Genomic DNA, 24,156 nt, shown 5'->3' on the forward strand with positions numbered 1-24,156 from the left:
TGGGTCAAAGGGACTTCCCCTGTCCGTGCTCGGTTGCGATGCGTTCGATGTCGGCCGGGGTTCCGGCCATGATGGTGCGAGCGTGTTCGGTGACCAGGTCGGCGGGCCAGTCCCACCACGCGGCGCGCCGCAGCCGCTCGATATCGGCGTCGTCGAAGCGCTGCCGGATCGGTCTGGCCGGGTTGCCGCCGACGATCGTGTAGGGCGGAACGTCGGCGGTGACTACGGCGCCGGCCGCGATGATGGCGCCGTCGCCAATCCGTACGCCGGGCATGACAGTCGCCCGGTACCCGAACCAGACGTCGTTGCCGACGACTGTGTCGCCGCGGCTGGGCATGGCGGTCACGATGTCCAGCGTCTGCTCGGCCCACCGACCGCCGAACATGGTGAACGGGTACGTCGAGACGCCCATGGTCGGGTGCTCGGCACCGGCCATCAGGAAGGTGGTTCCGGTGGCGATCGCGCAGTACTTGCCGATGGTGAGGCGCTCCGGCCCGTAGGCGTAAAGGACGTTGCGGTGCTCGAAGTCCGTGGCGCCGCCCGGATCGTCGTAGTAGGTGTACTCGCCCACGGTGATGTTCGGTGAGGTGACCAGCGGGTTGAGGAACACCACGCGGTCGTGAGCGGGCAGCGGGTGCACGGTGGTCGGGTCAGGGGACAAGGTCGGGGTCCTTTGCGTGGTTGCGGGATGTTGCACACGGGCCTGGCGGGGGGCGCCGGGCCAGGGTCGGATCACCCTGGCCCGGTGGGGCTTCAGGTGTTCTCGGGGCCGGGCGGGGTGACCCATTCGATGAACTGGACGATGACGCCGCTGGGGTCGGCGGCCTGGAAGTAGCAGTTCGCCCAGGGGCCTCGGTAGCGGCATGGTGATGTCGACGCCCTCGGCGCGCAGCCGCTGCTCCCGGCCAAGGCGGTTGTCACTGTCAACGGCTGTTCACGGATGCCTCGTTCGAGGTGGTGACCGCGTCTGGGCCGGTGGAACAATGCGTCACCACAGTGCCTTCCGCGGGCTTGGACCTCGCCAGCCACAGGCCGGTGAACACGGCGGTGGCCAAAGTGACGGTGCCGGCAGCGAGGAAGGCGCTGTTGAGGCCGGTCTCGAAGGAGGCGCCGCCGGATTGCCGGGTGCGGACGATGGCTCCGAGCACCGCCACGCCGAGCACCGCACCGATCTGCCGGGTGGTGCTGCTGATGCCTGAGGCGAGGCCGCCTTCCTGCGGGCTGACTGCTTGGATGGCGGCGCCTGTCAGCGGGGACATGGCCAGTGCGAAGCCGATGCCGGCGAGTCCCAGCCGCCACCACACGTTCCCGTAGCCGGTGTCGGCGTGCACCATGCCGAGCGCCAGCAGCCCCAGGCCGGCCAGGGCCAGGCCGATGGTGACCACGATTCGGAAGCCGTACCGGGCGGCGAGCCGGCCCGCGTACGGGCTGACGATCACCATGGCGAGGGATACCGGCAGGGTCTGCAGGCCGGCGCGCAGGATCGAGCTGCCCTGGACGTACACGAAGAACTGGGAGAAGAAGAACGACGAGCCCATGAGCGCGAACCCCACCACGACCATGGCGGTGTTGGACACGGTGAACAGGCGCTGCCCAAACAGCCGCAGCGGCAGCATCGGAGCGGAACGGCGCGCTTCGACGGCGACGAAGGCGGCGAGGAGGATCACCGCGGCGGCGAAGCTGCCCAGGATGACCGGTGAGGTCCAGCCGCGGGCACCCCCCTCGATCAGCCCGTAGGTCAGTACCCCCACCGCCAGAACGGACAGCACCGTGCCCGGGATGTCGATCGCGGGGGCGCTCGGATTGCGGGACTCGCCGAGGTGGCGCAGGCCGACCAGCAGCAGGACCACGCCGATGGGCAGATTGACCAGGAAGATGGCGGGCCAGCCGAAGGCTTCTGTCAGCACGCCGCCGGCCACGGGGCCTGCGGCCAGACCGATTCCGCTGAGTCCGGCCCACAGCCCGATCGCCTTGATTCGTTCTTGCGGCACGGGATAGGCGGCGGCGAGCAGGGCGAGCGAGGCAGGGCTCAGCGCCGCGGCCCCGATGCCCTGCAGCACCCGGCCGGCGACCAGCCAGCCGAGCGAGGGTGCGAGGCTGCACAGCAGCGACGCGGCGGTGAACACCGCCACACCGGTCAGGTACACCCGCTTGCGGCCGAAACGGTCGGCGAAGACACCGCCGGACAGCAGCAGCATGGCGACCAGTAGTACGTACGCGTCGACGATCCATTGCAGACCGGTCAGCTGAGTGTGCAGCCGGTGCTGCATATCGGGCAGTGCCGCTCCAACAATCGTGTTGTCGAGCAAGACCATGAATTGGCCCAGGCAGGTCACCGTGAGCAGCACGGCCCGGTTTGATCGACTGCCTAAGGTCGCAGGCGATGCAGCCATGGGATCCCCCTCAATCGTTGGTTGCGCCCGGTCGCGGTCGACGCGGGTGGTGATACACGCGGGTGGCGATACACCTGAGCACCCTAAAGCAGTCAGCGACTGCGTTAGGTGACTATAGAGAGGATGATCCCGCAAACGCAAGTCGTGACTGCGTTAAGGTGTGGGCATGAACGAGCGACAGCGAGCCCGGCGGCCCGGCGGGCGCAGCGCCCGCGTCGGCGCGCAGGTGCACCAGGCCGTCACCGACCTGATCAGTGAGCGCGGCTACGGCAACTTCAGCGTCGGCGACGTCGCAGCCCGCGCAGGCGTAGCCGACAGCAGCATCTACCGCCGGTGGGGCGACCTGGAAACCCTGCTCACCGACGTGGCGCTCACCCGCCTCAATGCGCAGTCGCCGATGCCCGACACCGGGAGCCTCGCCGGCGACCTGCGCACTTACGCGGCCCAAGTGGCCCGCGAGATCACCGGACCCGACGGTCCGGCGGTGCTGCACCTGGCCTTCGCCCTGTCGAGCAGCGGTCAGCAGGGCCTGCAGGCTGGTGCCGCCCTCCGCGCCGAACGCACCCGGCAACTGCAGGCCATGCTCGATCGCGCCCGCGACCGTGGCGAGCACGCACTCGACGCGTTCGACGTGCTGGATCACATCCTGGCCCCGATGTATATCCGCGTCTTGTTCGGCATGGTCCCGCTCACCCCGGACTACATCGACGGGCTGGTCGACCGACTGCTGTGACCTCAGCCCGGTTCCCTCGATCAGCCCTCGGACGCGGTGCCAGGGCTCCGCGAGGTGCTCGCCGACACGCGCCCGGCCAGCTCACGCATCCGGCCCTTGTCGGGTTCGTCGGCGAGCTCGTGGGTGGAGTAGTCGCCGCAGCGGCGGATGTGCTTGGTTAGGCACAGCGAGACCTGCGCCCGGTCCTACGGGCCGACCTTCTCTCCTTCATCCTTCAGCTGGCGGACGATCTCGGCGATGTCCAGCACGTTGTGGAAGATGATCACGTTGGCCAGCAGGGCGTTGAACTTCGTGGCCTTCTCCTGCTCGGGGGGTCGTAATCGGCGAGCATCCCGCCGTTGCCGAAGCCGAACCACTTCGAGACTTTGTTGAACGCCTCCACCTTGTTCGTCGCCGCAGTCACTCTGCGGCGCAGCGGGGCGTCGGAGAGGCAGTGCAGCAGCTGGATGGTGCGGATGGCCCGTCCGACCTCGCGGAAGGCGGTGTAGGTGGCATTCTTGTTCGACCCGAAGCCCAGCCGGCCCAGCAGCAGCGTGAAGGAGATGGCGCCCCAGCCGACTCACCCCGACCGCGCACTGCGCAACGTCCACGACGTGCTCGCGCCCGGCGGCCTGTTCGCCGTCGTCGCACTGGCCGGCCATCCCCGCTTCCTGCCCGAAAACGCCCCCGAGGACAGGCCCGGCCTGGCAGAGCGCGTCCACGCCGGCGCCGATCGCCGCCCAGCAGAACACATGCCCCACCGCGGCGCCGACTGTGGCCCGATGCTGACCGTCGCCGGATTCACCATCGAGGGCGAACGCACCATCGCCGTGAACCTCAAAGGCTCGCGCAGCGAAGCGATCGGCCACTGCTCCGCCGGAGTCTTGCAGCGCATCCGCAGCGTCATCGCAGGCAGACTCTCCCCCGAGGACCTCACCGCGCTCGACCAGCTCCTCGACACCAGCAGCCCGCACAGCATCCTGCGCCGCGACGACCTGACGGTACGCACCGAGCGCACCGTCGGGGCCGCCCGCCGTATCTGACCACGGATGGTTCTCCCGCAGGGCGGCCCGCCTCCGAGTCCGCGGGCGGTGAATGACCGGGTACGCCTTTCGTCCCGCTGGTCAGCTGCGCTTTGCGGCGAAGCCACCACCTGCACCGGGCGTAGACAGCGACTCAGTGGCTTCGGCCTGGATGTGGCTGCGTCGGCAACGCCCGGACCAGGGAGTCGGGCTGCGACAGGGCGTGGAGCAGCTGCCGGTTGTGCGCGGTCAGTTGGTTCATGGCGCGTACGAGGTGCTCACTGGGCCAGGGCAACGATCGGCAGCGCGCCGTTGGAGTGCTGCGTGATTCCGTGGAGGATACGGTCCATCGCCGCGCGGATACGGGCGCGTTCGTCGCGTGCGGGGCTCATGCGGTGCCGTCCTGGAGGCTTGCACGGGTGCGGTGGTGGGTGTCGGCGAGGTCGCGCAGCCGGGTGGCGTTGTCGCGCAGACGCTCAGCGGGCCGGGGACATGGCCTGCCTGCTGGTCAAGTGCCGTGGCGTGGCGCCGAAGGGCGGCGGCGTCCTGATCGGTGCGCGCGTTGTTCGCGCAGGCGGGGACACACTGGTCGAGGCTGGGGGTGTCCTTGAGGCCGCGGTGGCACAGGGCCTTGTCGCGCTTGTAGACGCACATCAGCAACGTATGGGGGTTGTCGTAGACGACCAGGTGGGGGTTGGCGAGGATCTGGCGGCCTGCCGGGCGGTGATGACGGTGCCGGTGTACTGGGCGCGGTGACGGCGGCCTTGACAGCCCGGCGAGCGGCGGGCCCGGAGATGCCGAGGCCGTCCTCCAGAGCGGCAATCAGGTCGGCGACGGTGTGGATGGTGGCGCGCGCCGTCTCGACCCCTGCCCGTGATCAGCCGGGACGACCGAAACAGCCCGCCAGAGAATCCAACGGGCCGTCACGAAAAATCGAGGCCAGGACCTGTCGTGTGGATCATCCCGGCGGCGCGGGGTTTGGTGCGCACATCTGCGGACCAGACCCCCTCGGGTCGGCCAAGAGGCACCGCACTTCACAGCCGGGCTGATTCAGGCGACGCCTGCTGCTGCTCTGCGGAAGTTCCGCCGATGAGTTTCCGGCAGTTGCGCGGTCTACCCGTCGAGGAAGGGAGCGCACCATGCGCAAGATCATCGTTTGCACGTTCCTGACGCTGGACGGCGTCATGCAGGCGCCGGGCGGTCCGGACGAAGACGCTCAGAGCGGCTTCGAGCATGGCGGCTGGCAGAAGCCGGTGTCCGACGACGAGGTCGGCACGGCCATCGCCGGTTGGTACGAGGTCTCCGACGCGATGCTGCTCGGTCGCAAGACGTACGAGATCTTCGCGTCGTACTGGCCGACCGCCGATCCCGACAATCCGTTCACCAATCAGATGAACAGCATGCGCAAGTACGTGGCGTCTCGGACCCTGACATCCGTCGAGTGGCAGAATTCCACGCTGCTGGAGGGCGAGATCGTCGATGCCGTACGCAAGCTGAAAGCGTCCGACGGCGGCAACATCAACGTCGTGGGCAGTGGCGACCTCGCCCAGACCCTCATGCAGCACGGCCTCGTCGACGAGTACCGGCTGACCATCCATCCCGTGATCATCGGCACCGGCAAGCGGCTGTTCGCCGACGGAGCGATCCCCACTGCGCTGGAGCCGGTCAGCGTCTCAACGACGAAAGGCGGCACCGTCGTCGGCATCTACCGGCCGAACGGTAAGCCGAGCTACGACAGCTACTAGGGCCTGTCCGGCCGATCATGCGGCTGATCCTGCACCGGTCTGATCCGGGAAGTTGGGAGGGACGCAAGGAAGCGCCGGGCCGGAGGATTCTTGGCGCGCTGGCCCTGGTAAAACAGTGACCGGTGGGTATCCAGGAGCGGGAACGGAAGATGTACCGGCCGCTGCGGCGGGCAGGCCTTGAGGTGATCCCGGACGCAGTGCCGGACGGCACGATGCCGTTCGACTCCGGATGGCGTCCCGAGGACGTTGCCGGCCGCTTCTCCCACCAGTACGAAACCCCACGGCTCGTCGAGCGTCTCAACGAGGACTGGTACGACCTGGCGGTCTCCTCGGGCCTTCTCGACCACCGGCGTGAGTTCCTCGTCCTGCTTCCCCACGGCACCCACACGCACCAAGCCGTCCTGCGTAGGCAGAACCAGCACTATGGCCGCCGTGCCGCACCGGCGGTCTGGGCCCGGGTCAGGCTCCTGGACCGCTGGGACATCATGGGCCGGGGTGCGGCATCGGCGTTCCTCGGCATACGCGCGGGCCACCCGGGCTTTGGCATGATGGCGCTCGACAGCAGCGTGTACATCAGCTGCTCGACCGGCGAGATCGGTGTCGACGCGCTCGCGGTGCGTCACCCAGACCGCTCTGAGAACATCCTGCAGAACCTGGAATGGTACGCACATTGGGACTACCCCCGTGCCGACAAGGAGTTGCAGAAGCGGATCGCCGTCTGGCTCGCGGGCCGCGCACCGGGGACCGCCAGCCGTTCCGACCGATGACCACGCGCCCCGGCGGCGAGGTCGGCAAGAGTGTCGCCGTCCAGCTGATCATGTGACTACTCCGTTGTCGAATCGTTCACGTGGTCATGGGGCGGGGTGACCTGACCGGTGTTCAGTGGCGCGACCTGCCCGAACGGTTCGGTCCGTGGAAGACGGTCTATGAACCCACCGCTTGTGGTCGGCCGACGGAACCTGGGAACGCCTGCTCCGGCAGGTCCAGGCCGAGGCCGGTGCGGCAGGTGAGACCGACTCGGACATTTCCGTCGACTCCACCATCGTGCGAGCGCATCAGCACGCCGCCGGCGCCCGCACCGATCCGCCGTCGGCTCCCTCCTCAAAGGGGGACATGCCGGCAGAACACCAGGACGAGACGCGGTGGCAGAGCCGCGTTGCCCGTCTGGCGGAAATGGTGCTGGAGGTGAGGGCCTGGGCCGTTCGCGCGGCGGGTTCACGACCAAGCTCCACCTGAGCGCGGACGGCCGCTGCCGCCCGCTTTCCCTGATCGCCACACCGGGACAGAGGGCGGACTGCACCCAGTTCAAGCCCGTGCTGGAGAAGATCCGCGTCCCGCGGATCGGGACGGGCAGGCCCCCGTAAGAGGCCGGACAGTCTCGCCGCGGACAAGGCCTACAGCAACGGGCCGTGCCGTGAGTACCTGCGGCGCCGGGGCATCCGGCACACCATCCCGGAGAAGATCGACAGCCAGGCCGCCCGCCTGCGCAAAGGCACACGCGGCGGACGGCCACCGGGCTTCGACGAGGAGCGGTACAAGAAGCGCAACACCGTCGAACGGGCCATCAACAAGCTCAAGCACGCCCGAGCTGTGGCCACCCGCTACGACAAGCGCGGTTACATCTTTCTCGGGACCGCGACTCCCGCAGCCCTCGTCATCTGGCTCCGCGCATGATCGGCCGGACAAGTCCTAATCGACCCCGTAACCGTGCTCGGACAGGTCGAACCAGTTCCCCTCGGGATCGATGGCGCGGAATTCGGCGTACGGGCGCGGGGATGCCCGGCGCTCGGGGCGCTCGACGGGTTCGTTCGCCAATTCCGCACAGAGTCGGCCGATGTCGTTGACGTGGAATCCGAAGTGGTTTATTCCGGCGGGGGCCTCACCGCCCATATCGAGCTTGAGCAGGGCCAGGGTCAGGTAGCCGTCGTGGAGGAAATGGTTGCCCGCCTGGTCGGCGGCGAGTAATTCCATGCCGAAGCGCTCGCCATAGAAACGCGCCAGTTCCGTCGGCTGTCGGGCATACAGGGCCAGATGACGAATTCTGGACCTACTCACGAGAGTGTGCTCCTTTCTTTGTCGGCGCCGGTCGACCGTGGTCGCCCGTCATCTTCTGTACCCGTAATCTTCGATGTCTGCTACCCCTCGCCGTTATTGACGGACCGGCAGCATGTTGATGAAGGCGACGATGAGCCAGTTCTCCCGGCGGCGCTCCAATACCGCCTGAGCGTGCAGTACGAGAGCGGCGCCAGATTCCCGGGTGTGCACCGTGTTCTCCACCCGTGCCACGGCGATATCCGGCCGGAGTTGGGTCACCCGCAGGACGGTGGCCGTCAGACGGGTTCCCGCATAAACCGTGGTGAACAGGTGTCGATGCGCCGCCGCGATCTGCGTGCTGCCGCGGTAGTGGTCGGCGCGTACGGAGGTGAAATCCGCGTCGGCGGAGAAAACCCGGGCGAAGGCATCGGCGTCGGACCGGGCCCATGCCGTCTCCAGGGCCGCGAAGGCGGATCGTACCTCCGCCGCGTCGGCGTCGGCCGCGGTCATGCCGGCACGCCCCTTTTGCGGTGTTCGTGGAGCTGGATGCGCAGCGGCGTGCAGGCCGTTGCGTCGGGGCCATACGCGGGGCCCCAGGCGGCCACCGTGTAGCAGAGCAGCCCCTCCTGGCGCTCCACGTAGCAGATCATGTTCACCAGCCAGCCGGTGCTGGCGAACATATAGGCGTCCATGGGCGTCGGTGCTTCGCTGATGCGCAGGCCGCGCTCGCTCGGCGGTCCGATCCGGTGCCAGTCGGGATGCAGATGGATCGAACCGAGCACCTCCAGGCCCTGTTCGGCCGCCAGGCGGTGGACGCGCAGCAGATCGCGCGAATCGCACCAGAATCCGCGGTGGACGTTGTCGTAAGCCGTCCCGAAGCGCGGGACGATCGTTGTGCGGAACTCTTCCGTGGCCGCCCGGTCCGCGGACCGGGCGTTGCGCGCGAACTCCGTCGCGGCGATCAGCGCCCGGCCGTTGCGGAGGGTGCCCGTGAGGAGGGCGAAGGACGAGGGGGGCTCGGCGGGCGAGCACCCCTCGTACGCCTCGAAAGCGGCATGCAGAAACGGCGCGAGCGTCTCGTGACTCACCACGACAGTGCTGCATCGAGCGGCGCCGCCCCCGGACGACCCGGCCAGGGTGCTCCGCCCGGTGATCTCAGAGGTCACAGACCGGCCTTCGCCGCCGTCCCCGGGACTTCGGTGCCCCACACGTCGCCGTACAGCCAGTTGCCGCGCGCCTGTGGATCGTTGCTGGTGTAGTACTCCCGGTAGGCACTCAGGATTTCGTCGACGGACAGCGATCCGTCGCCGTTGACGTCGAGCTTCTCGAAGGCGAGCCGTCGGTTTTCCGGGGAACTTCCCATGGCCTTCTGGAAGCAGAGGAATTCCTCAGCACTGACGGTGCCGTCGCCGTCGCGGTCGCAGACGCGCCAGATAGCCTCGGCCAGCGGCCGGAACAGGGCATCGAACCGCTCGGGATGGTCACCGAACACGCCGATGATCCCCTTACGCCATTCCTCGGGGTTGATCCTTCCGTCACCGTCGACATCGAGGTGCTCCAGAATGTTGTGCATGAACTCCTGGTAGCTCTTGAAGAGGCCCACCGCCGGTGCCGAATCGATGGGGATGTTCTGGTGTGCGATGATCCTGGCCGCCATTGCCAGTACGTCGGCCTCGTCGAAGAATCCGTCTCCGTCGACGTCCACATGTCCGAAACAGACGTCGATCTTGCGCTCCAGCAGATCGCCCTTGGTGCGCCGGTCCGCCATAAGAAAAACCCACCCCTTCGATCTCGTATTCGCTTTGCCCTGTCGGGCTCCCGGATCGAGAATTCCCGGCTCCCCCTTCAGGGAAACCGCGGCAGCCACACCTTTCAATAGATGGGTAATCAGATGAGTAAGCCGCTGGGCGCGGGGGCTCTTCCGGCGCCTGATGTCGTACCGCCATGATCCGCCGGACAGCCCCTAGAGCGTGTCTCTTTGATGGGTTGATCAGTTGATCGGATGTGTCCGTCCGATTAAGTCCTGTCCCGCAACTCGGCGACGCCCCCCTGCCGATCCCGGATCGGACCGTGTCAGTGGCTGGTGACAGGATCGAGGAGTGCTGATCAAGGGATATGACGCCGACGCGTTGGTGGCGGGCGAGTCACTGCTGGCCCGCCCGGGCTTCTGGTCGAACTACCTTCTGGCCATGTGCAGCTACGGGGGGTGTGCCGAGCGGCCGGTTCCTGAGTGGTTCGGCGACGACGGCGCCGATGCCGATGCCCTCTCCGAGATCCTCTTCGCTCCCGGATGCTGGCCGGTATTCCGGGTGCCAGCCGAAGCCGGTCCTGGAGTCGTGGTGATCTACCGAAACCTGGATGGCGACTACGGCACCGACTATCTCCTCACCCATCCTGGCAGGAGCGATGTCCAGCAGATCGCGAGTTGGGACGGAGATTTCAGGGGCACTGGGCTGACGTGGCACGAACTGGTCGGCATCGCTGACAGCCCCTCCTCCGGGGTCGAAGGTGTCCAGGACACGGCAGCCCGCCTCCTGCTGGTTCTTCCGCTTCTTACCGACCCGGATGTGCCAGAAGAGGCGTCGGCCAGGCTCACCTCCGCCCTGACGGTGGTCGGCGCGCCGCAAGACACTGCCTCCAACACGGCGGAGCACCTGCTGGCCCACCTCACGAGAAGATCCCTGCACGATCCCACCTGGGGGTCTCCGCTCAGCGGAAGCTGAGAGGTGAGCCGAGCTGCTGGTCACCGCATGAAATGATCTTGATGTGGCCTGTGTGATTACGGCATCGGAGTCTGCTGCCTGGATAGCCCCGTTCACCGGGTTGAGCCCCCGCCAGTTCCGCAAGGTGGTGATGGTTTTGCGGCGCGATGGTGCGGATGCGGTCCGCAGGGGCCGGCCGTGGAGCCTGCCTCTGGAGGACCGTGCCCTGCTGGTTGCTGCCTACTGGCGCACGAACCTGACGATGCGGCAGCTCGCTCCGCTGTTCGGGGTTTCGAAGTCGGCGGCGGACCGCATCATCGACCACCTCGGGCCGATGCTTGCGCTCCGGCCCCGCAAACGGTTCGCCAAGGACACCGTGCTCATCGTGGACGGCACTCTCGTACCCACCCGGGATCACACTGTGGCCGAGCAGTCCAAGAACTACCGCTACTCCACCGCCCACCAGGTCGTCATCGACGCGAACACCCGTCTCGTCGTCGTGGTCGGCCGGCCGTTGCCGGGCAACCGGCACGACTCCCGCGGCTGGGAGGAGTCCGGCGCCAAGGCCGCCGTCGGCAACACCACCACGATCGCCGACGGCGGCTACCAAGGCACCGGACTGGTCATCCCGCACCGAAAGGCGAAGGGGCAGGCCGGACTCCCGGACTGGAAGGAGGAGCACAACCGGTCCCACAAGCAGGTCCGAGCACGCGTCGAGCACGTCTTTGCCCGTATGAAGACCTGGAAGATCCTCCGCGACTGCCGCCTCAAAGGCGACGGCGTCCACCACGCCATGCTCGGCATCGCCCGGATGCACAACCTCGCCCTCGCCGGATAGGCAACCGGGCCGCACGACAGTTGGCCATGCCCGAGGTGACGAAGAAGATCATTTACGGGACAGCCCTTAGTGATCACCGATGCGATGTGGGACCGGATCGAGCCGCTGATGCCTGCCGATCCGGTCCGCGGGCGGCGATGGGCCGACCACCGCCGCACTCTCGAGGCCATCGCGTGGAAGTACCGCACCAACTCGCCCTGGCGAGACCTTCCCGACGAGCTCGGCTCGTTCCGGACCGCTCACAAGCGGCTGATCAGGTGGGCCGTCGATGGCACCTGGGAGAGGATCCTCGCAGCGGTCCTGGCGGCGGCGGACGCCGACGACGATCTGGACTGGACGGTGTCGGTGGACTCCACGGTCGTCCGGGCCCATCAACACGCTGCCGGAGCACGCAAAAAGGGGCGGACCACTTCGGCGAGCCCGCCGATCATGCGCTCGGACGCTCCCGCGGCGGACTGAGCACCAAGGTCCACCTGGCCGCGGACGGCCGTGCACGACCCCTCGCCTTCACCGTCACCGCAGGCCAGGCAGGTGATGCACCCGCCTTCGAGACGGTGATGTCCCGCATCCGTGTGCCCCGCACCGGTCCGGGCAGGCCCCGTACCCGGCCCCTGGCCGTTCTCGCCGACCGCGCGTACTCCTCACGTGCCATCCGCAGCCACCTGCGGCGCCGGGGCATCCACGCAGTCATCCCGCAGCCGTCCGACCAAGTCGGCCACCGCCTACGGCGAGGCCGGCTCGGCGGCCGTCCGCCCGGCTTCGACAGCGAGGCGTACAAGCAGCGCAACACTGTCGAGCGGTGCATCAACCGCCTGAAGCAGTGGCGCGGCCTGGCCACACGAACCGACAAGCTGGCGATCGCCTACCAGGCCGCACTCCACGTCGCGGCCATCCTCACCTGGACCCGACGCTGACCAAAGAGACAGAACCTAGGCGGCTTCGTTGGATCACCGGGCAGACCACAAGGGATGCCCGCTCCGGGGAGTCCGGCCAGGTAGATGGTCGCGGTCTTCTCGTAGCGGGTGGCGACGCCGCGCCGCTGCTTCCAGCGGTTGATGCATCGCTCGATGGTGTTGTGCTCCTTGTACGTCTCGCCGTCAAAAGCCGGTGGTCCGCCGCCCCTGCTGCCTCGACGCAGCCGGTGGTCCCGCTGGTCGGCCGGGACCGGAATCACCGCCCGGATGCCGCGCTTGCGCGGGTGCTCGCGGACCGCGCGTGACGAACCGGCTCTATCGGCCAGAACGGCGTCCGGGCCTGGTGCGGGGCCGTCCGCGTCGGCTCGGAACACGCAGGCGTCTCATCACCTCGCGGACGGCGGGCACGTCAGCAGCTGCCCGGCGGTGTGGTGGAAGGCCAGGGGTCGACAGCGGCCATCTGCTGTGAGGTGGGCCTTTGTGGTCAGCACGCCGCGGTACCGGCCGATGGCATGGTCTACCGCTCTGCGGCAAGTCGCGTGGGCGCACGAGCTGCGCCAGGCGGTGGACGAACTACGGGCGCCCGGCTCGGCACGGCAGCTTCCAGCGCATCCGAAGGGGCGCATACGCCGAGCGCGCGTGCCCTGCACACCCCCGCGCCCTTCCTCACTACCCCGGCACTCCAAGGCCAGCGCCGAACGTCGGCCCCGTTCAGCCACGGGCGCACCGTCGTTGCAACCGACGCCGCGTGCCCCCGCCATCCGCCGAGCCGCGCCCGGCAACTTCCCCGCCACGGCCCCCTCCAATCCGGAACCCCCCAGCGCCAACCAGTTCCGGCTCACGGAGTTCACTCACAGGAGTGACACCCGCCGTACTGCCCGCACCTCCCGGCCGCAGACAGACCCGCAATCCCCGGCGCACCCGATCGGTCGCAGGCTTGCATGACGCCGTGAGGCCGACCGGTCTTTCGAGTAGCGGTTACCGGCGGTGAGACGAACCCGGCCGGGCCGCCACGCGGCGTCACGTCCGCCCGGCCCTCGACGTCCGCACTGCTGATGAACACCAGCGAGGAACAGCCGATCAGCGCCCGGGTCTCCTCGGTCAGGCGATCGATCTCCTTGCGGAGCGAGTTCGGGTTCGGCTGCGGGTAGAGCTCGCGCAGCTGCTCCGGGCTGGTGAGGGCGTCCGCCCGGAGGGATTCAAAGGGCAAGCCGGCGACCCCAGTGCCGATCATCATACGGACGACCCTGGAAGACGGCCGAGCAAGTGCGCGGCTCAGCGCGTGATCTCGCCCGCGTTGACCAGTCGCCACTCCTCGGTGCAGTCGGAAGAACGTGGCGGTGCGAGGCCAGTCCGTACCGAGGCGGATCTCGGCGAGCAGGCGCTCCGTCAGGGCAGCACGGCGCCCGCCTCGTCCCGCTGCCATGCCGAGCCGAGGAGTCCGGTCAGCACGCGGACCGGGGCAGAGGTCAGCGCGGGTGAACCAGGCCATGTTGTCCGACCTGACCACTCTGTTAGGAGTTCTAAGACGAGACGGACGGGCCCTACTCCCCCTCGGAGCGGGGCTGCTGCTCACCTGGTCACGACTTGCCCGCTCTCCCGCAACGTCAGATAGGCGACGGCCACGTCTTCACACTGCGTCTTCACGCCGACCGGTGTCGAGTCCCGCAGGTGCGTGAGCGCGCTGTACTCGGTCTCGTGGATGCCGTTCTTCTGGAGGTCCTGCACCGTTGCGTAGACGTATCCGGCCAGCGCCGCCGAATCTTCGTTGCAGCGGGATCCCCACGTATTGAGTGCCTGCTGGTACTGGCCGACGAGGTGGCTTCCACCGTCCAAGTCCGCAAGCTTCTGCGCCGAGCTCGGAGCGCTGTGGCTGTCGTTCGAACTTGAGCAGCCGACAAGCGAGACGCTGATGGCGGCGGTGATGCGGCGGCGCATGTGTGTCCCCCTGATGTTGAATGCCGGCCGCATGATGCGCCCACCGCCCGCGAGCGGAAGTCCACTGTCACCGGACTGTGATCCCAGGAAGGCCGTGATACTGCCCCACTGCCGGCAGGGTCGCAGTGTCACGGATCCGTCACACACTTCACTTCTCTCCCACGAGTGCCTTAGCGTGTTCCGCCTGTATTGGCACCACTAGGGGGATCGATGCGCGTCCGCATCATCGCTGCTGTCCTGCTCTGCGTCGCGAGCGCGGGCGTTGTCGCCTGCCAGCCGACCGACACCGCCAAGCCGAGTGGCAGCGCGCCACCGGCGGCCACGAGCGGCGCGCCGAAGAAGGACGACAAGCCGGCGGAGAAGAAGGTGACGGTGCCGAACTTCGTGGGCATGGGCCTGCAGTCCGCGCAGGACAAGGCGCAGGCGGCCAGCTTCTATAGCCTCAAGAGCCACGACGCGTTGGGCCGGGCCCGGATGCAGATCCTGGACCGTGACTGGAAGGTCTGCTCCCAGAACGTCAAGGCGGGCACGGTCGTGGTCACTTCGACACAACTGGACTTTGGTGCCGTGAAACTGACTGAAAGTTGTCCGGCGCACGACCAGGCGACACCCTCGGCGGCTGGCGGGTCGATGCCGAACTTCCGCGGCAAGAGCGTGAAGGCGGCGCGGCAGGCGCTGGACTCCAGCACATCGGTCACCGTCAACGACGCGACGGGCGACAGCCGGATGGTGATCATCGAGTCCAATTGGCAGGTGTGCTCCCAGAAGCCAGCCGCAGGAACGAAGCTGAACGGTCAGCCGGTGACGCTGGATGCGGTCAAGTACGGCGAGAGCTGCCCGTAGGAACGGCGAAGACGCCCCCCTCGCGAAGGAGGGGGGCGAGTCTCATGCGGGTAAGTGCCGTCGGTCCATGCGTCGCCGGTCGGTCGTGATGCTCCCGCTGTGCTTTCAGCAGCAGACGGGTGCGCCGAACCATGAGAACGGCGAGGCCACGAGAGCAATTAGACGGGTTACTCAGTGTGAGTTGACCACCCTGAGTTTGGGCTTCCCTCCAAGTCGGGCGGCCGGGCAGACCTAAGGCCGAGACCCAACGCCGGTCCCGGCCTTCCACTCACCTCGTCCGTAGACGATCACACCCCCCTGGTGCGGCTGAGGAAGACACGCTCCGACTTCAAGCGGCTTGGGGCGCTGCCGTCCGCGCTCAAGCGGGGCTACCAGCTGGAGGCTCCGCTGGAGCAGTTGTTCAGGCAGGCGCGCTTCCGGGCCGACCGCGACCCGACCGTCGCCAAACCGCGACAGACGAACCTGATGGCCCGCTACGGCGACACCTGGTACATGATCGAGGCGAAATGGCTCAACGGGCCAGCCGACGACGACGTCTTCGACGCGGTTCGGTCACGGTACGGTGCCGGGACCGGCCGCTGGCCTCTTGCCTGGCCGGTTCACGTGCGAAGGAGGACCTCTCATGACGATGGGCGCCGCGGAACCTGCCACGGACATCGAGCAGGCCACGCTGCCCGGACGGGCCGCAGCCTTGGTCGAGTTACTCCGGCGCAATGCAGCCCGCACCGAACAGGACCGCTGTGTTGCTGCGGAGAACATCGCGGCACTCGATGAGGCCGGCCTGTTCAGCCTCACCGTTCCCCAGCGGCTCGGCGGCCACCAGGAACGCATCCGCACGCTGGTCGAAGTGAGTTCCGAACTCGGCCGCGGCTGCGGATCGACTGCCTGGACCACCAGCTTGATCAACATCTCGGGGTGGCTCATCGGCCTCTATCCCCAACGCGCGCAGCGTGAGGTCTACGCGCAGGATCCCGGCACCCGTGCCTGTGCGGTCCTGCCACCCCATGGGACCGGCAGGACAGCCGACGCCGGCAGCATCGTCACCGGACGGTGGGGCTTTGCCTCCGGCTGTCTCCACGCCCGATGGGCGCTGCTCGGCATGACGCTCACGGGCGAGCGCGACGAGCGCCTGGACCAAGCACTGGCCCTGGTCCCGATGGACCAGCTGACGATCGAGGACACCTGGCACGTTGCCGGGATGCGTGGCACCGGCAGCAATACCCTCATCGCCGACGGCGTCTTCGTACCAGCCCACCGCATTCTGTCGGTTACGCGCGCGCTCCAGGGCGCGTATCCGACCGAGTTCAAGGACGAGACACTGTACCGTGCGGCGTTCGTCCCGACGCTCGCCCTGTCGCTCGCCGGCCCGCTGCTGGGTCTGGCCCGCGGCGCGATGGAACTGGTGCTGGCCTCGCTGGCGATGGGCCGGGGCATTTCGCATACGCACTACGCACAGGCACGCGAGGCGCCCTCCACCCAGATGCAGCTCGCCGAGGCAGCATCATTGATCGACACTGCCACCCTGCACCTGATGCGTGCCGCGGACGATGTCGACAGCTGGGCGGCGAGCGGCCAGTGCATGCCCGTGGTCAACCGGACCCGGGCGCGCATGGATATCGGGACAGTCGCCCGCTGCTCACGTGATGCACTGGACCTGCTGCTGAGCGTCCAGGGGGCCCGGAGTTTCGCCGACGCCAGTCCGCTGCAGCGCATCTGGCGGGACCTGGAGACTGGTACGCGGCATGCCATGGTCAACCCCGCCATCGCGACCGAGATGTACGGCCGGGCCCTGCTCGGTATCGAGGACCAGGTCACCCCGCTGATCTGAGCGGGCAGCTCTCGACGGCTCCCGGACATACCCATCCTGCTACCCAGGATCAGAGAGCGGGGCACCGGTTGCTCCGGCCAGGCGAGACACCGGTGGGCGGCCGCGGGCGAAAGGTACGGGCCGGGCCACTGTCGCAGTGGAACGGGCTCAAGCGCGGACACGGGGTGGCCGATGGCGGTGGCATGGAAACGCATTCCCACATCGCCGCGCGCCGTCTTGCCTGCCGCCGCCTGCTCGGGGCGGCTGGCGGCCTGTTCACTGCCCTGTGGGCGGTGGTGCCCGGGCCCTGGGCCGTAACCGCCCAGGTCCTCTTCCCTCGGATATCAGGGACTGCGGATGACAAGTGCCTTGAGGTTCTGTTCGCGTCGGAGAACCGCGTGATCCGTACACGCGAGCGAGTGGTCGCAGTGACGTTCAATGCGGCGTGGAACGATGCCGGACTGGACAGCGTCCTCGGGACGCTTGCCCGCCGGCACACGCCTGCCACCTTCTTCCTGACCGGCGACTTCGCCGACCGGCACCCCGCAGTGGTCAAGAGGATCGCGGCTGCTGGACACGGGCTGGGTAACCACTCCTACAGCCACCCCCACTTCGCCCACCTGACCGAGGCCGGAGCTCGCCACGAGGTCCGGGCAGCGGACCGGGCCCTGCACGCCGCCGGGGCAGGCCGTGCCCTGACCCCATTCTTCCGGTTCCCCTACAGCGAGACGAGCACCGCACAGATCAGAGAGATCAACAAGCTGGGATTCGCGGATATCGAATTCACCACGGACACCAACGGATGGATGGGCACCGAGGGCGGGATGACCGTGGACCGGGCGGTGCAAAGAGCCCTGGACGCCCTGCACCCGGGGGCGATCCTGCAGATGCACGTCGGCGCTCCCGAGGGGCGCACCGAGGTGATCGACGCCCAGGCCCTGCCCCGAGTCCTCGAGGCGATCCACGCCCGCGGTTACCGCGTCATCGACCTCCGCAGCCTTCTGGCCTCCGCCCCATCCGTGCCCAGTGGCGGACAAGGCACTTCGGGCAGCCGCGCCAGACCGTGACCGGGGCGAGCAGCCAGAACAGGGCCGAAGCCGTTGTGCCCCCGGGCGGCCGACGTGCTGTCGCAGCGCGGGACGACTGCGCCGATCGCGTGACTACGACGACCTAGGCTGACGGTCATGATGACGACCGCCGATGAATGCCGCTCGATGGAGATGCTGGAAGCCCCAGTGTGACAATCGCTTCAAGCGTGGACGGGGAAGGCCACCTGGAACAGAGCTCGGTTTGGGAAGAACCGCACGCGGTGACAGCGCGTGATCTTGTGATCGGTTACATCGACGCTCTCAACGCGGTTGGTGAGGCCGTAAGAGCGGCAATCAGCCCGCTTGAGCGGCTAGGGGACGTGCTCAGCCTGGTCCGTTCGCACGAGATCATCAGCCGGAGTGGCGAAATCGGTACCTACTCCTATCGACGTGGACTTCGCGGCCGACGGCAGGGAGATCTTCGATTTCTGGCGGCTGCGCTGCTATGGGCGGAGTTTGCCTGAGCCTTATGATCCCACGGAGCAGGACTTACGGTCCGCGGTGGAGTCGCTGAAGCCTCTGCTGGTCGAGGTGCGGCCAGGGTGGTTCAGCGTGGCTGCGGCCAGGGCTTCAGCATGAGACCGGCGTGTCGGCTGGTAGCTGGTGATCTTCGCCGGCAGGGTCTGCGAGGTGCCCGATGATCTTGTCCCTGATGACCTGTCGGAGCGCGTAGCGCCACTGCTGCCACCGCAGGCCGAGCGAAGACGCCTGCGCCCAGGCCGGCTTCGGGTGCCTGACTGGGTTCCATTGGCGGGCATCTTTTACGTGCGACGGCTCCCACGTCAGGGCCCTCAAGGGGGGCACTGTGTCGGGCCACCGCCGGTCGACCGCGGTCGCTCCGGATCCGAACACCACCTGATGGTCGACCAGTACGGAAACCCACTGGCCGCGTCCTGACAGGCGGGAACCCGTGCACAGGCCGCCGAGCCGCCCACGGTCCCCGGCGGCCAGGGATCGGCCGTCAGTCGGGCATCGCTTCACGCCGACCTGGTGGCCACCGACGCCCGTACCGCCGACCTCGCCGCCGCCCGCGCAGCCAGCCGCGAGCTCATGTGCCAGATCAACCGCGATCACAACGGCTTGCCCCGTGAAGGGACTTCAGAGGGAGACCGTAGCGCCACAGTGCCGCTGTCAGCGACCTGGCTCTGCCCACCATCAGCTCAGGTACCAACGGGTGCAGCCCACCCAGTAACCGCCACTGTTGGTCTTGGGATTTCCGCCGGAGCCGATGCAGACGCGGGCGGACCGGTTCCTGACCCAGTCGAATGCCTTGGTGTACGTGGCGACATTCTGGTAGGCAACGTAGGAGGGACGGTTGCCCCAGCCGCATGCGTGATACGTACGGCCTCCGTCGTCAGACCATTCCGCTGCAACGAAGAAGCCGCCCTCGAAACTGTAGACCGCTTTCACACGACCCCACGCGAACCAGCGGCCCTTCAAAGAAGACCAGCCGTTACGCAAGTAGCCGTCGAGGAGATTATTCTGATTGTCCTGAAAGCGCTTGGCGTGGTCAGTGGCCACCTTGGAGAGTTCAGTGTGGCCTGGATCGATGCCGCGGCCACTGTTGTAGCCGCACGACCACCCTTTGAACTGGCCGTCTGCGGCGCTCGCGATAGTCGAAGCCAGCGTTGCAGCCCTGGCTGAGGCTGTCGTCGTGTGCACTCCCCCGACGGGCTGCGCTGCCGCACCGAAGGCAGGGACCGTGGCCAGCGCGACCGCTGCCACGGATGCGGCGAGAGCCTTGCCCACGTTCACTTTTCCCCCATTTGACTTCTACCCGACTTCCGAGTTCCTGTATCTTCCGGGCGACCCGCCCTGACGCTGCGTACGTGTCCGGGCCCGACGCCTGGCGTCAACACGAGCGTGCTGGATGAGTAGGGCCGTTTCTACTGGCGTTGAGCAGCCTGAGACGTCTCGGGACGTCTCAGGCTGTGGCCTGCAGAGACGCAGTCGGGGAGATGTGTTCCCGGGAATTCTTGGCGGTGCAATCGATGGGTGCTCCGAGCCGTCTGCTGACGTGACCGAAATCGAGCGCACGAAAGTGGGGGGGGAGGGGAACGCATGACGCGAGTGGCGGAACGGGTAGAGACTGACGGAAGGTCGTGACTGTGCAGGCGTTCCGCAGTACGCGGACAATCCAGGTGCCAGCGGGGGGCTTGTGAGATGGAAGGCGCTGCCCAAGTCGCTTGATCCGCACGCTTGGCAGCTTGTCGTGGAGTTGCGGCTTCTGAAGGATCACAGCGGGCTGAGCCTGAAGTCACTCCAAGCGAAAACGCCTTTCAGCAGGTCCTCCTGGGAGCGGTATCTCAACGGGAAGGCACTGCCGCCTCAGGCCGCTGTCGAAGCGCTGGCCAGGATGGCTGGTGCGGATGTCACGCCGTTGCTGGCCTTACGAGATGCCGCCCAGAGAACCCTGACCGCCGCTGCGGTGACGCCAGCAGAGAACTGTTCAGCAGCGCTGAACGGGAATCCGGAGCCGGAGATCCGGGTAGCTGCACTATCCATTGCCGCGGGTGCGCTGCTGATTTCCGCGATCACCTCAGCCTTGCTGATCACCGATCCTTGGCGTGAGCAAACCCCTGCGACAGGCGTGGCCGGCGTGGGAAGGTACACGTGCACGTACATCCGGCATGGCGACGAGTTGTTCGCCGGGAACAGCACCACCGCCTCCCGCCTGGTCATGCGCAACACGACAGGTCCCGACGCCGCGGAAGTACAGTGTCTGCTTCTGCGCCACAAGCTGTCACCCGGCGAGGTGGATGGGTACTTCGGTGAACGCACCGAGGCCGAGGTCAAACGGTTGCAGCGGATAGACCACGTCCCCGCCGACGGGATAGTCGGCGAGCAGACATGGGTGTTACTGCGGCATGTGGAATAGCCGACGATGAGGAAGGAAGGGCCCAGGAGGATGGCGTACTCCGCGCCTCGCTGGCGAGGGCTGCCTCACGATCTTCCCGCCGCCTGCTCACGTCTCATTACCGACCTGCGCAATCTGAAAGACAGTAGCGGTTTCACCCTCACCGAACTGGCGCACGCGACAGCCATCAGCAAATCGTCGTGGGAGCGGTACCTCAACGGCAAGCAGTTCCCACCTCGGCCTGCCGTTCAAGCCCTGTGCAAGGCAGCACACCATTCCGAGGACGAACTCCTGGCGCAGTGGGCGCTGGCGGACGCGGCCTGGAGCAATCGCGGGCAACCGCTGTCGCTCAGCGACGGAACATCCACATCTCCTTCCAGCGTCGATGCCGCTGTACTCGACAGCCCGTCCACCACACAACACGTCAGCCGCGTACGCAGAGTGCTGCTTGCGGCATCCGCTCTGATCGACGAGCGGCCTATGGGCACAGCGGCTGCGGTCTTCCTGCTGTGTGCGGTGATGGTGACGCCCGCCGCCGTCATCCACGCCTCTCGCACCACCACTTCCCAGCCATCCGCCCGTCCGCCCATATGCCAGTTGCGGTCGTGTGAAGGCCGGAACCCGCGTACGACGGCGTGTGAGGATCCCATCACCACTGCTTCTCACACGGCAGGCGACGGCACCCGGCTCGAAATCCGGCTCAGCCCGAGCTGCCAGGCAGGATGGATCCGCGCGTGGCCCACGCACCCTGGCTTCCGTATCGAGATCTCCAGCCCTGACGCCCATCCCCAGAGTGTCGCGGAAACCGCACGGCGTGCCGACGACGAAGTGACGACGACAACAATGATCGCCGCCCCTCACCCTTCGAGCTTACGTGCGTGCTACTACTCTTCCCTCGGGCATCCCGGAAGGGAGTGCTTCAGCAGCACAAGCTGACCGTGCTGTGGCCGCGACATTCGCAGTCACCGCTGTTGAGCCGCGTGACCTTGAACTGCACGCTCACCGCGCCCGCAGAAACCTGGGCGACTTCGACGCATTGGGGACTCCGGCACCGACACGTCGCACCTGCTGATCGTGCTGGGCACCGCCGCAGCCTGGGCCGGCTACCGCGTCCGCTGCCCACCGCGGCAGCCTTGGTGAACGAGCTGGTCGAGGCGGCAAACGACATGCAACTGGGCAAGACCATCGCCGAAATCGAGAGCTCGGCTACCTCGAACTGGACCGCCGCGCGCGGAAATGCTCCTCCCGGTTGTCGCTGAGCGTGAGGAAAAGAGCAGTATCGCGATCGCCTCCAACGAGGCTTTCACCGGCACTGAGTCATATCGCCTGGCTCGCTCCACAGCCCAGAAGAACATAGCCGCTGGGCGACACGCTCTGGTCAGCCTTCCCTGCGAAGCTCTTCCTGGTCCAAGCGGATGCTGAGCTGGCTTCCCAGCTCACGAAACCCCAGCGCTCGCGCGACATTACGGGAGGCCATCGGGCGGGCACGCCACTGCGGCAGCAGACCGTCAGCGAGTGCCTGCGCCACCGCCGCAGAAGCGACCAGCCGCGCCAACCCGCGGCCTCTTTCCTCCGGCGCGGTGAGCACGCACAGATGGGCGGCTGCCGCCGGCCAGACTTGAAACCCCGCCGCAGCCACCACGTCCGCGCCCTTGCGTACGACGAACGCAGCGGAGGTGATCTCGTCCATCGCGCTCTCACCGGCGTCCTCGGGCGACACCGACTTCAGGAACGCCATCACGTCCTGATGCCCGGGGGCAAGCCGTTCAACGGCATGGTCAGCCGGCGCCGGACGGAAACTGTCACGTGACACGTATCCCAAGACCGCGGGACCGAGCACCTCATTCACCGGCAATACGGCCCGAACTGCTTCTGAAGACGTCAGTGAGCTGGTCGGCATCACGGCCAGAAGCCGATGCAGAACCCGCGCGTCCCTGTCGGTCGGCGCCGTGACGATCGCCGACTCGCCCAGCACCACAATCCCAGCCCACGAAGGCGGAGCCAGCTGCGAGTCGGGCGACGCGACCACGTCCAGGCCGCCCACCGGGGGAAACGACACCGGCACAGCAGCCAGCGTCTCCCACACGCCCTGAGCCTGCTTCAGCAACGGATCAACAGCCATCAGCCGATCCTGCCACTTCGAGATCACAGACGCCGAGGGATTCCGCCGGCCGCCCAGTGAGAAGACGCCTCAGGTAGTCCCAACGCAAGCCCTCGCCCCGGGGCCGCTGAATAACGTCCGGGCCAGGTCGGGCGCCTCGCACTGCGGACGCGCCGACGACGACATCACGTCTGTTCCTGCTGCTGTCATGACCTCCGCGTGTAGCGCGTACCGGTCCATCGGTCGTGGCCGTCGCTGGTCCAGCCGGGCACGTCTCCGGTGTACCGGTCAAGCAGCCAGTCGCGCTCGACGAGCCCGGTGACCGGCCCCAGCGAACGGGGACTCGTCGTGCGCCGAGCCGGCGTCGACGACGGCCAGCGCTTCCGCATCGGGATGGTCTGGATCCCGTACCTCGACCACCCACCTTCCGTCCCGCACGAACACCTGCGCCTGGCAGGCGGGTACCAGGGAGTACTCGGCGTCGAGCTCGCAGCCCGACTCCTGTCTCTCGCGTCGCTCGGATGTTGTGGGGAAGGACGGAATCCGGCCACCCCTGGAGCGTCATTGTGCCCGGCGGACGGCCTCCGGGCGTCCACGGCCAGCGGCTGACGCCGAAGCGGTGTCGGGGTCGCGGCGCTGCAACTCCTGATGGAGCCGGGCGAGCGCACGATGCAGAGTGCTCTTGACCGTTCCTGGCGCCATGCCCAGGGCGACGGCCGTCTCCTCCGTGGACATCTGCTCCCAGTGGCGCAGCACCACGACGCTGCGCTGTTGGGGTGCCAGCGTCTTGATGAGGTCCATCAGCAGCGCGTGGTCGGCGTGCTGCTCGGCCGAGTCCTCGATGGATACGTTCGGCAGCTGTTCGGTGGGGAGCTCCTCCAGTTTGCGGGCCCGCCACCACTCCGTGCGAATGTTGATCATGACGCGGCGCACATAGGCGTCGGCGAGTTGCTTGTCCGCTATGCGGTCCCACCGGTGGTACGTGCGTAACAGCGCGGTCTGCAGCAGATCCTGTGCCTCGAGCGGGTCGCCGACCAGGCGCCGAGCGCTGCGCAGCAGAGCGTCGTGCCGCGTACGGACGTACTCCTCGAAGTCCAGCACCTTCGCACCCTTGGCACCGTGGCTGCGGGGGTTCATGCCCAGGCTCCTTTCAAACGTGGTC

Annotated in this window: 24 protein-coding genes and 6 pseudogenes; 15 read left to right on the top strand and 15 right to left on the bottom strand. The window is 67.4% G+C overall.

Features of this window, described 5'->3' with window-relative positions; all coding sequences use genetic code 11:
- Positions 1–4 precede the first annotated feature (4 nt).
- The 3 genes from ACZ41I_RS08010 to ACZ41I_RS08020 form a co-directional block, all read right to left on the bottom strand.
- The gene (locus ACZ41I_RS08010; protein WP_399775284.1) at positions 5–661 is read right to left on the bottom strand and encodes a CatB-related O-acetyltransferase; all 657 of its coding nucleotides are present in this window, start codon (positions 659–661) and stop codon (positions 5–7) included.
- A gap of 92 nt (positions 662–753) precedes the next feature.
- Positions 754–909: a hypothetical protein gene (locus ACZ41I_RS08015; RefSeq protein ID WP_468513505.1), complete on the bottom strand. Its 156-nt coding sequence runs from the start codon at positions 907–909 to the stop codon at positions 754–756.
- Positions 910–923: 14 nt separating this feature from the next.
- Positions 924–2,393 (bottom strand): MFS transporter, encoded by a 1,470-nt coding sequence (locus tag ACZ41I_RS08020; RefSeq protein ID WP_468513506.1) that lies wholly within the window; start codon positions 2,391–2,393, stop codon positions 924–926.
- Positions 2,394–2,559: 166 nt separating this feature from the next.
- Here ACZ41I_RS08020 and ACZ41I_RS08025 point away from each other — a divergent pair, with 166 nt between their 5' ends.
- The gene (locus ACZ41I_RS08025; protein ID WP_363219641.1) at positions 2,560–3,126 is read left to right on the top strand and encodes a TetR/AcrR family transcriptional regulator; all 567 of its coding nucleotides are present in this window, start codon (positions 2,560–2,562) and stop codon (positions 3,124–3,126) included.
- Between the two features lie 185 nt (positions 3,127–3,311).
- On the opposite strand, the gene ACZ41I_RS08030 is transcribed toward ACZ41I_RS08025, so the two are convergent.
- A complete protein-coding gene (locus tag ACZ41I_RS08030) occupies positions 3,312–3,482 on the bottom strand; it encodes a Tn3 family transposase (RefSeq protein WP_468513507.1) in 171 nt (56 codons plus the stop codon).
- Positions 3,483–3,502: 20 nt separating this feature from the next.
- Positions 3,503–3,670, bottom strand: a pseudogene (locus tag ACZ41I_RS08035) (Tn3 family transposase); the annotation flags it as partial.
- Between the two features lie 16 nt (positions 3,671–3,686).
- Between ACZ41I_RS08035 and ACZ41I_RS08040 the strand changes: the two are divergent.
- From ACZ41I_RS08040 to ACZ41I_RS08055, 4 genes and pseudogenes are all read left to right on the top strand, one after another.
- Positions 3,687–4,148 (top strand): annotated as a pseudogene (locus tag ACZ41I_RS08040) (SAM-dependent methyltransferase); the annotation flags it as partial.
- 1,118 nt (positions 4,149–5,266) lie between these two features.
- Positions 5,267–5,872: a dihydrofolate reductase family protein gene (locus tag ACZ41I_RS08045; RefSeq protein ID WP_468513508.1), complete on the top strand. Its 606-nt coding sequence runs from the start codon at positions 5,267–5,269 to the stop codon at positions 5,870–5,872.
- A gap of 122 nt (positions 5,873–5,994) precedes the next feature.
- Positions 5,995–6,639, top strand: coding sequence for a hypothetical protein (locus ACZ41I_RS08050; protein WP_468513509.1), 645 nt, complete (start codon positions 5,995–5,997; stop codon positions 6,637–6,639).
- Between the two features lie 104 nt (positions 6,640–6,743).
- Positions 6,744–7,546 (top strand): annotated as a pseudogene (locus tag ACZ41I_RS08055) (IS5 family transposase); the annotation flags it as partial.
- A 15-nt stretch (positions 7,547–7,561) separates the two neighbouring features.
- Here the strand turns inward: ACZ41I_RS08055 and ACZ41I_RS08060 are convergent.
- From ACZ41I_RS08060 to ACZ41I_RS08075, 4 genes are all read right to left on the bottom strand, one after another.
- Complete coding sequence (locus ACZ41I_RS08060; RefSeq protein ID WP_468513510.1) at positions 7,562–7,927, bottom strand: VOC family protein; 366 nt, start codon at positions 7,925–7,927, stop codon at positions 7,562–7,564.
- Positions 7,928–8,020: 93 nt separating this feature from the next.
- Complete coding sequence (locus tag ACZ41I_RS08065; protein ID WP_468513511.1) at positions 8,021–8,416, bottom strand: SgcJ/EcaC family oxidoreductase; 396 nt, start codon at positions 8,414–8,416, stop codon at positions 8,021–8,023.
- Positions 8,413–8,994, bottom strand: coding sequence for an MPN domain-containing protein (locus tag ACZ41I_RS08070; protein ID WP_468513512.1), 582 nt, complete (start codon positions 8,992–8,994; stop codon positions 8,413–8,415). The genes ACZ41I_RS08065 and ACZ41I_RS08070 overlap by 4 nt, the downstream gene beginning before the upstream one ends.
- Positions 8,995–9,068: 74 nt before the next feature.
- Positions 9,069–9,674 carry an EF-hand domain-containing protein gene (locus ACZ41I_RS08075; RefSeq protein ID WP_399776901.1) on the bottom strand — a complete coding sequence of 202 codons (606 nt, stop codon included), beginning with the start codon at positions 9,672–9,674 and terminating at the stop codon, positions 9,069–9,071.
- Between the two features lie 331 nt (positions 9,675–10,005).
- Here ACZ41I_RS08075 and ACZ41I_RS08080 point away from each other — a divergent pair, with 331 nt between their 5' ends.
- The 3 genes from ACZ41I_RS08080 to ACZ41I_RS08090 all read left to right on the top strand — a co-directional run bounded on the left by ACZ41I_RS08080 (position 10,006) and on the right by ACZ41I_RS08090 (position 12,360).
- Positions 10,006–10,629, top strand: a complete 624-nt coding sequence (locus tag ACZ41I_RS08080) for a hypothetical protein (RefSeq protein ID WP_468513513.1) — start codon at positions 10,006–10,008, stop codon at positions 10,627–10,629.
- Positions 10,630–10,672: 43 nt separating this feature from the next.
- Positions 10,673–11,446, top strand: coding sequence for a transposase (locus ACZ41I_RS08085; protein ID WP_468513514.1), 774 nt, complete (start codon positions 10,673–10,675; stop codon positions 11,444–11,446).
- 84 nt (positions 11,447–11,530) lie between these two features.
- A protein-coding gene (locus ACZ41I_RS08090; protein WP_468513861.1) for an IS5 family transposase occupies positions 11,531–12,360 on the top strand; the annotation gives its coding sequence in 2 pieces (ribosomal slippage) (positions 11,531–11,846 and positions 11,846–12,360; 831 coding nt in all).
- On the opposite strand, the pseudogene ACZ41I_RS08095 reads toward ACZ41I_RS08090, so the two are convergent.
- The 3 genes and pseudogenes from ACZ41I_RS08095 to ACZ41I_RS08105 all read right to left on the bottom strand — a co-directional run.
- A pseudogene (locus ACZ41I_RS08095) lies at positions 12,309–12,878 on the bottom strand (transposase); the annotation flags it as partial. The gene ACZ41I_RS08090 and the pseudogene ACZ41I_RS08095 sit on opposite strands and share 52 nt — an antisense overlap.
- 473 nt (positions 12,879–13,351) lie before the next feature.
- Positions 13,352–13,597, bottom strand: a pseudogene (locus tag ACZ41I_RS08100) (MSMEG_1061 family FMN-dependent PPOX-type flavoprotein); the annotation flags it as partial.
- Between the two features lie 335 nt (positions 13,598–13,932).
- Positions 13,933–14,298, bottom strand: a complete 366-nt coding sequence (locus ACZ41I_RS08105) for a hypothetical protein (protein WP_468513515.1) — start codon at positions 14,296–14,298, stop codon at positions 13,933–13,935.
- A gap of 210 nt (positions 14,299–14,508) precedes the next feature.
- Between ACZ41I_RS08105 and ACZ41I_RS08110 the strand changes: the two genes are divergently transcribed.
- The 4 genes from ACZ41I_RS08110 to ACZ41I_RS08125 all read left to right on the top strand — a co-directional run bounded on the left by ACZ41I_RS08110 (position 14,509) and on the right by ACZ41I_RS08125 (position 18,615).
- Positions 14,509–15,141 carry a PASTA domain-containing protein gene (locus ACZ41I_RS08110; RefSeq protein ID WP_468513516.1) on the top strand — a complete coding sequence of 211 codons (633 nt, stop codon included), beginning with the start codon at positions 14,509–14,511 and terminating at the stop codon, positions 15,139–15,141.
- 622 nt (positions 15,142–15,763) lie between these two features.
- A complete protein-coding gene (locus tag ACZ41I_RS08115) occupies positions 15,764–16,969 on the top strand; it encodes an acyl-CoA dehydrogenase family protein (RefSeq protein ID WP_468513517.1) in 1,206 nt (401 codons plus the stop codon).
- A 164-nt stretch (positions 16,970–17,133) separates the two neighbouring features.
- Positions 17,134–18,015, top strand: a complete 882-nt coding sequence (locus ACZ41I_RS08120; protein ID WP_468513518.1) for a polysaccharide deacetylase family protein — start codon at positions 17,134–17,136, stop codon at positions 18,013–18,015.
- A gap of 411 nt (positions 18,016–18,426) precedes the next feature.
- Positions 18,427–18,615, top strand: a complete 189-nt coding sequence (locus ACZ41I_RS08125) for a DUF6896 domain-containing protein (RefSeq protein WP_468513519.1) — start codon at positions 18,427–18,429, stop codon at positions 18,613–18,615.
- Positions 18,616–19,191: 576 nt separating this feature from the next.
- Here ACZ41I_RS08125 and ACZ41I_RS08130 read toward each other — a convergent pair.
- Positions 19,192–19,785 (bottom strand): hypothetical protein, encoded by a 594-nt coding sequence (locus ACZ41I_RS08130; protein WP_468513520.1) that lies wholly within the window; start codon positions 19,783–19,785, stop codon positions 19,192–19,194.
- Between the two features lie 409 nt (positions 19,786–20,194).
- On the opposite strand from ACZ41I_RS08130, the gene ACZ41I_RS08135 reads away from it, so the two are divergent.
- The 3 genes and pseudogenes from ACZ41I_RS08135 to ACZ41I_RS08145 form a co-directional block, all read left to right on the top strand.
- The gene (locus tag ACZ41I_RS08135; protein ID WP_468513521.1) at positions 20,195–20,914 is read left to right on the top strand and encodes a peptidoglycan-binding protein; all 720 of its coding nucleotides are present in this window, start codon (positions 20,195–20,197) and stop codon (positions 20,912–20,914) included.
- 30 nt (positions 20,915–20,944) lie between these two features.
- Positions 20,945–21,829 (top strand): DUF2690 domain-containing protein, encoded by an 885-nt coding sequence (locus ACZ41I_RS08140; RefSeq protein WP_468513522.1) that lies wholly within the window; start codon positions 20,945–20,947, stop codon positions 21,827–21,829.
- A gap of 99 nt (positions 21,830–21,928) precedes the next feature.
- Positions 21,929–22,315 (top strand): annotated as a pseudogene (locus ACZ41I_RS08145) (ATP-binding protein); the annotation flags it as partial.
- On the opposite strand, the gene ACZ41I_RS08150 reads toward ACZ41I_RS08145, so the two are convergent.
- The gene (locus ACZ41I_RS08150; RefSeq protein WP_468513523.1) at positions 22,272–23,015 is read right to left on the bottom strand and encodes a GNAT family N-acetyltransferase; all 744 of its coding nucleotides are present in this window, start codon (positions 23,013–23,015) and stop codon (positions 22,272–22,274) included. The pseudogene ACZ41I_RS08145 and the gene ACZ41I_RS08150 sit on opposite strands and share 44 nt — an antisense overlap.
- A 540-nt stretch (positions 23,016–23,555) precedes the next feature.
- Positions 23,556–24,131: a SigE family RNA polymerase sigma factor gene (locus tag ACZ41I_RS08155; protein WP_468513524.1), complete on the bottom strand. Its 576-nt coding sequence runs from the start codon at positions 24,129–24,131 to the stop codon at positions 23,556–23,558.
- Positions 24,132–24,156 lie beyond the last annotated feature (25 nt).

The organism is Streptomyces sp. NPDC030799 (assembly GCF_055572255.1).

Excerpts from the sequence above, each read along its gene's own strand:
- ACZ41I_RS08020 (WP_468513506.1), bottom strand. The coding sequence starts at position 2,393 with ATGGCTGCATCGCCTGCGACCTTAGGCAGTCGATCAAACCGGGCCGTG.
- ACZ41I_RS08075 (WP_399776901.1), bottom strand. The coding sequence starts at position 9,674 with ATGGCGGACCGGCGCACCAAGGGCGATCTGCTGGAGCGCAAGATCGAC.
- ACZ41I_RS08045 (WP_468513508.1), top strand. The coding sequence starts at position 5,267 with ATGCGCAAGATCATCGTTTGCACGTTCCTGACGCTGGACGGCGTCATG.
- ACZ41I_RS08110 (WP_468513516.1), top strand. The coding sequence starts at position 14,509 with ATGCGCGTCCGCATCATCGCTGCTGTCCTGCTCTGCGTCGCGAGCGCG.
- ACZ41I_RS08115 (WP_468513517.1), top strand. The coding sequence starts at position 15,764 with ATGACGATGGGCGCCGCGGAACCTGCCACGGACATCGAGCAGGCCACG.
- ACZ41I_RS08025 (WP_363219641.1), top strand. The coding sequence starts at position 2,560 with ATGAACGAGCGACAGCGAGCCCGGCGGCCCGGCGGGCGCAGCGCCCGC.
- ACZ41I_RS08065 (WP_468513511.1), bottom strand. The coding sequence starts at position 8,416 with ATGACCGCGGCCGACGCCGACGCGGCGGAGGTACGATCCGCCTTCGCG.
- ACZ41I_RS08105 (WP_468513515.1), bottom strand. The coding sequence starts at position 14,298 with ATGCGCCGCCGCATCACCGCCGCCATCAGCGTCTCGCTTGTCGGCTGC.
- ACZ41I_RS08155 (WP_468513524.1), bottom strand. The coding sequence starts at position 24,131 with ATGAACCCCCGCAGCCACGGTGCCAAGGGTGCGAAGGTGCTGGACTTC.
- ACZ41I_RS08140 (WP_468513522.1), top strand. The coding sequence starts at position 20,945 with ATGGCGTACTCCGCGCCTCGCTGGCGAGGGCTGCCTCACGATCTTCCC.
- ACZ41I_RS08150 (WP_468513523.1), bottom strand. The coding sequence starts at position 23,015 with ATGGCTGTTGATCCGTTGCTGAAGCAGGCTCAGGGCGTGTGGGAGACG.